This window comes from Pseudoalteromonas sp. S2755 (genome assembly GCF_005886535.1).
Lineage (GTDB): Bacteria > Pseudomonadota > Gammaproteobacteria > Enterobacterales > Alteromonadaceae > Pseudoalteromonas.
The window spans coordinates 1-5,613 of record NZ_PNDS01000110.1 but is presented as its reverse complement, the minus strand read 5'-3'; the positions used below and the strand labels follow the sequence as shown (position 1 = coordinate 5,613).

Genomic DNA, 5,613 nt, shown 5'->3' with positions numbered 1-5,613 from the left:
AAAGAATAAAACATCCTAGTTCGTCGCGAGCCAGGGTCTTATTAAAGGTCGATTAACAGCATTCATCCATGGATCTAATCGACATTAGTACATCCATGTACGTCAAAGCCGTTGCAGCAATGCGACGGTTTTTTTTCTGTTTGGAATTTAGAAAAGCTCGCGAGGTAAACTCGCTCCCACCACATCAGCACTGAGCCGCATGGTCGGAGGTGGTTTACCCGCCGATGGTTTGCAATGAAGTTCCGGAAAAACATGTACATTAAAACCCGTTTCAACACTTGCTCCCAGCAGATACACAGCGTTAACTCTCATTGAAGTTTTGTATTCTTTCTTTAATTTTAGTGCTAGAAATTCCTTGGGTATAAGGGATATAAGCAACCTGAATATTTTGTGGTGCTAAAGCTGCTTCCAATGCCTGCCAGCGGGGCGTGTGTTGCCATTCATCACCGCAGATCACAAGGTTTACTCTTTGTTGTGCGATCCAGTGCGCTGCTCGTTCAGTATCAGCCATTGGTGCACCGACTAAAACCGCTTGATCTACGCATGCTAATGCCTTAATAATACTTAAGCGCTCTTCTTGATCCATTATTGGCGGTCGTCCCTTACTTTTTAACGCAAAAGCATCCGGTGCGACCCCAACAACTAAGTAGTCTCCGTGTGATTTCGCTAACGACAAATACGTTAAGTGACCAGAGTGAAGTAGATCAAAAAAACCAAGCGCTAAAACGCGGCACGGCTGTTGTGATTTCATCTCCTTTTGTACGAACTGCATAAGATTTTTTAAAAGGCTGTCATGGGGTTTGAATTGTAATAGCACCTTAAGCATGGCATACATTTTTTTGAAGTTGCCTTTTTTCCACTCAGTGTAGAGGTGAGAGTAGGCATAACAGTAATATAAGTAGGAATCTTGTATAATATTCGGGGCGCAGACGATGGTATCAAAATTTGCGTCAGGCATTTTCCAATCCAATCCATATAATGCTTGTAAGATTTGTTCTGGATACTGGGGATAATAAATTTCTCCGGCAGGTGAGCTGATGCTCACAACTTGAATAGCAGAGAAACGCGTCACTCTATTCCAAGTAAAAGGTACGTCTTGCATCCATAAACCTGATATGGTGTCTCCAGTGTTTTGCTCTGTAGCATAACCGCAAAGGTCAAGCACTAAGCCTGATTGGTGGCGAAAACATCGAGGGTTTATAAGTCCATAGGATTGCGCTTCTTCCTGCCAGCCAAGATGCTGTAAATGCTCGATTGCGCTTTTCATGTGAGCCCAGTCGATACCAATATCAACATCTTTATCATTTTCTAGGAGTTGACCTTCACGCTCTAACCCAAGCAAAGTACCAGCCGTAGGGAAAGCATAAAATCCCGCTTTTTTTAAGGACGACAACGTTTGTAGTAGTAAGTGTAAAGCGTGTTCAGGAGTTAGTTTAGTTGAGCCCGCGCTTTCATGTATAGGTACTTCGGATGATTGAACTGCTGCAATGTTTGTCAGTGCGTCATGCTGCAAGCGCCATCCTAGTGCTTGATAGAAGGTTTGAGCGGCGAGAGGTAGTTGTCTGTTTTGTTGATAGCTCCGAGCGAGAATATAATAGCTATCTGGTACATCTGGGTGTTTATGTAGCAGTGCTTCAAGTTGTTCAATCCATTCACTCCCGGCTTGTCTACGCTGCGCCAATTGTGCGAGATATAAAATGACCTGCTGGGTGGGCTGCTGTTGATATAGCTGCTGAAATGCTTGTTCTGCTGCTTGGTCTTGGCCCGAAGTAAAATACTCGATGGCCTGTGTCATCTTTCTATTAAGTTGTGACTGCTTAGTTACAGTGTCTTTCTGCATCGAGTAAATACCTTGTTGTGCTGCTTTTAGTTTTTGTAGTCACAGAGTCCATATTTTGATGACCCACATTAATGAATTTGATGTGTTTAATGTGAAGTCGCCAGCGGTTTTATACTTCTGCACGCTCGGGCATTTTGCTAACTGGCGAAAGCTCCACTAAGATTACTTTAAATCAGGAAATCGGAGAGCGAAAGTGCTACCAGTTATTATTGTTGTTTCTTCTCTGACAGTACTCGCACCTGATGAGCTGTTTAAGACATTGCGGGTTATTCAAGATTTAAACATCTCAAACCCAGCACAAGCAACTCGAGCCTATGAAGCAGTATTACCCAAACTGCCAGTGCAGCCCTCAAAAGGTTTATATGAGCTACATCGGGCAGGCTTAGAGGCATCAATAAAATCAAATAATGTCCCTAGAATAACTGAAATTGTGGAGCTATTTTCTGAAAGTGCTGATTGGCTTACATATCTTCAGTCAGAGAAAGGGTTAATTGCAAACAATCTTGCGATTTATTATCGCCGCATTAATCAGCCTGCTCTTGCTCAAATAAACTACGAATGTGCACTCAGGTACTCAACTCATGAACAAAGGCCCCGTATCGTTAATAATCTCGCGGTTTTATATCGAACGATGGGACAGCTAAAAGAAGCAATCAATATTTTAACGCCGACATTGTCTGACGTTAAAGATGAGCAACTGGAGGCGGCACTTAACAATAACTTAGCCAATGTTTATTTTGATATGAGCAAATATCAACATGCTGCAAGACTATATAGACAAGCCTTTCTTTATCATCAAAAAACAGGGCAAGCATATGAAGCGAGTTATACGGGGTTAAACTTGTTAAACGTTTATTTGCTTGCAAATCAATGGAAAAACTATAGACGCTATAGGAATACAGTAAAAGCTCAGCTAAGTGCAGCAGAGGATAAAGAATTGTCGATTGTGTTTACTTGGCAGGAGATAATTTTCCAAAAAAGTAGAAATGGCATACAGCCAAAAGCAGATCAAGTTGAGTTTCTTATTTCGACTTTACCCATATTGCTCCAAAGTGATTACGGCAGCAATATGGAGAAATATGTTTATACATTGCAACTCCCAAAGTTGATAGCATCTTATAATACGCTGCTGTCTGAGCAGCAAAAAGTGGTCGCCAGTGTATCGACGAATACTTCGCTACCGGAAGTTGCGCTATCTTGGTGTGAGCACTAATCCATCACAAAAAACGATTACCATACTAGAGCACAGCGCCGCTCTTTATACTTTGAATAGTAGATTATCAGGTGGGGCTGATAAATAATGAGTACCTTTGACTCAACCATCACAAAGTAAATCAAAGGTCAAAAGCGAGTTCAGAGTTAGAAAGTCCACGCTAGATGTAGCTGGGGAACAGATTCATTGGTATCTGTGCCGAGTTTGTTACGCCAATATTGCCATTCAACACCTAACATTAATTGATTGTCAGGCATGCCTACCGCGTTGCCTAGATCCCATTGTAGAATTGGCTGCGCGAGCAACCAGCCTTTTACGTCATTACCCAACTCGTTCTCTCGCTCGCCAATATATTCTACGTGACCTGTGAGATAGAACTTTTGTTCGCCTATTGTGAAGGGGTAACCCCATGCAAGATCTATCATCCAGCTATCACTTTCCTTAGGTGCACCGCCATGGCTGACTCCTTGGCTATCGTCTTGATAGAGAGTAAATGTAGAAGAGAAAAAGTTGAACCCTTCAAAATTCCAGTTCACTTTGACACCAGGTAAGTATTTCATCACCTTAGCGTCTCCAGCTGCATTGAAGCCCATGGTTAAGCTAACGTCAGCTATAGCATCAAAAGAAGACTTTAAGTCAGCAATCTTTGACATCGAGAAGCTCGAATACCACTCACCATAAAAGTCACCGTCTTGGTAACCATCACTAAGGTCATCTTTGCTGTAATCGATAAAGAAGAAATTATCGCCGTAGCGATATCCAGACGCATGTTGTAATGAGTAAACCGTTGCCGTTGCTTCACTTCTGCTAAACGGGTTTTTGAAATCACCGTGGTTTATATGTAGTTGCGTTGTACTCCAATCAGCAGCATAGCCAAATGTGCTAAAAGCGAGTGAGGAGGAAATGATGAGCGTGTTGATTTTCATTTATTAATTCGGATAGCGTTAAAAATGAAAGTATAACAAAAGCGCCCAAAGCTGGGCGCGTAAACCGAATAAATTATGCTTTATTTCTTCTTAGGCAGATTACGGTAATGGCGGTGAAAGCCAGAATGAAACAGTAATATGAAGAACTAGATACGTCCCAAGGGCTGATTTTAAATGTGGCTCCGAGCAGCAGTGCCTGTGCACCATAGGGTAAAGAGCCTTGCATAACACAAGCGAAAATATCTAATAAACTTGCCGAACGTTTAGCTGAAATCTTTCCATCTTCAGCCAGTTTTTTAGCAACAGGGCCTGCAACTATGATACTTACTGTGTTATTTGCGATGCACAAGTTACTTGTTAATACGAGGGCAGCAATACCGAGTTGATCAGCAACTTGACGGTGCCATTTCGCGATAATGCTGGTAATTTTTTGGATCTGTTTGGCTAAAAAATCTAGGCCGCCGTTGATACGAATAAATTCAGATAAACCACCAATGAACATCGACAGCAAGAAAATCTCCTGCATATCACTAAAGCCTTTATAGATATCGTTTAAGAACGCAGCGCCGTGATAGTCACCGGCAAAACCCATACAGCCAGCAAAAACGATACCACTAAAGAGCACCACAAAAACATTGATACCAATCACCGCCAAGACCAAGATAAACGCGTATGGTAAAACTAATAACCAATCAAACGGCTTGGTTTCTACAATCTGCGGCTCTGGTGTTAAAAACACCAAGAGTAAAACTGTCAGCAGTGCCGCTGGTAGGGCTATTTTTAGATTCTCTCTAAATTTATCTTTCATTTCACAGCCTTGCGTTCGCGTTGCTGCAATTGTGGTATCAGAAATAATGGATAAGTTATCGCCAAACATTGCGCCCGAAACGATGGTACCAGCCATCAGTGCTGGATCAATTCCGGTTTTCATCGCGACGGCAACAGCAATAGGTCCAATTGCACCAATTGTGCCCATGGAGGTTCCCATTGCGGTAGAGACGACAGCAGAAATAAGGAACAAGCCGGGTAATAAAAATGCCGGAGGAATAAGTGATAAACCGGCGTTAACCACAGCGTCAACACCGCCAGTGGCACTTGCAACCGCAGAAAAAGCACCTGCTAATAAATAGATGAGGCACATGGTGATGATATTGCTGTGTCCTGCGCCTTGAATAAAAGTTTCGACACTGCGGTTGATGGTATCTTTATTAAGTAAAAAAGCGAGAACGATGGCTGGTAAAATCGCGACAGGAGCTTTTAATTGATAAAACGCATAATCAACGCCTTGCGATTGCAAATACAATCCTGCGCCAAGAAAAATCCCTACAAAGGTCAACAACGGCAATAATGATAGTTTTGCCTTTGTTTGATTGTAATTTGGTTGCATAGCACTCCCCAACAATAAAGCACAGCCAATAGCCAGCTGTAAAACCGCACAACACACCTAATACCAATTGTATTAATTCTCCAACCAATTTGAAGGGGGAAGTAGCATATTAGCGTCGTTAAAAATTTTTCATTTAGAACAACTAAATAGCAAAATTTTTGCCTAGCTACTAAAGCTATTTCTCCGCTTCAAAATAGCCCATTTACTTAATGCAATTTGTATAAGATGAATACCTGAGAAAATCAAT

The 5,613-nt window shown here is 42.0% G+C and carries 5 protein-coding genes; 1 reads left to right on the top strand and 4 read right to left on the bottom strand.

The window, feature by feature from the left end; all coding sequences use genetic code 11:
- Positions 1–147: 147 nt before the first annotated feature.
- Both CWC03_RS23505 and CWC03_RS17055 read right to left on the bottom strand, forming a co-directional pair.
- A complete protein-coding gene (locus CWC03_RS23505) occupies positions 148–312 on the bottom strand; it encodes a hypothetical protein (RefSeq protein WP_171040272.1) in 165 nt (54 codons plus the stop codon).
- A complete protein-coding gene (locus tag CWC03_RS17055) occupies positions 302–1,840 on the bottom strand; it encodes an adenylyltransferase/cytidyltransferase family protein (protein WP_138582905.1) in 1,539 nt (512 codons plus the stop codon). The genes CWC03_RS23505 and CWC03_RS17055 overlap by 11 nt, the downstream gene beginning before the upstream one ends.
- Positions 1,841–2,033: 193 nt before the next feature.
- On the opposite strand from CWC03_RS17055, the gene CWC03_RS17050 reads away from it, so the two are divergent.
- Positions 2,034–3,053: a tetratricopeptide repeat protein gene (locus tag CWC03_RS17050; protein ID WP_138582904.1), complete on the top strand. Its 1,020-nt coding sequence runs from the start codon at positions 2,034–2,036 to the stop codon at positions 3,051–3,053.
- 146 nt (positions 3,054–3,199) lie between these two features.
- On the opposite strand, the gene CWC03_RS17045 is transcribed toward CWC03_RS17050, so the two are convergent.
- Entirely contained in the window at positions 3,200–3,979 is a 780-nt protein-coding gene (locus CWC03_RS17045; protein ID WP_138582903.1) for a nucleoside-binding protein, read from the bottom strand.
- Between the two features lie 73 nt (positions 3,980–4,052).
- On the bottom strand, positions 4,053–5,366 hold the full coding sequence (locus CWC03_RS17040) for a Na+/H+ antiporter NhaC family protein (protein ID WP_138582902.1): 1,314 nt from the start codon (positions 5,364–5,366) through the stop codon (positions 4,053–4,055).
- Positions 5,367–5,613: the final 247 nt, after the last annotated feature.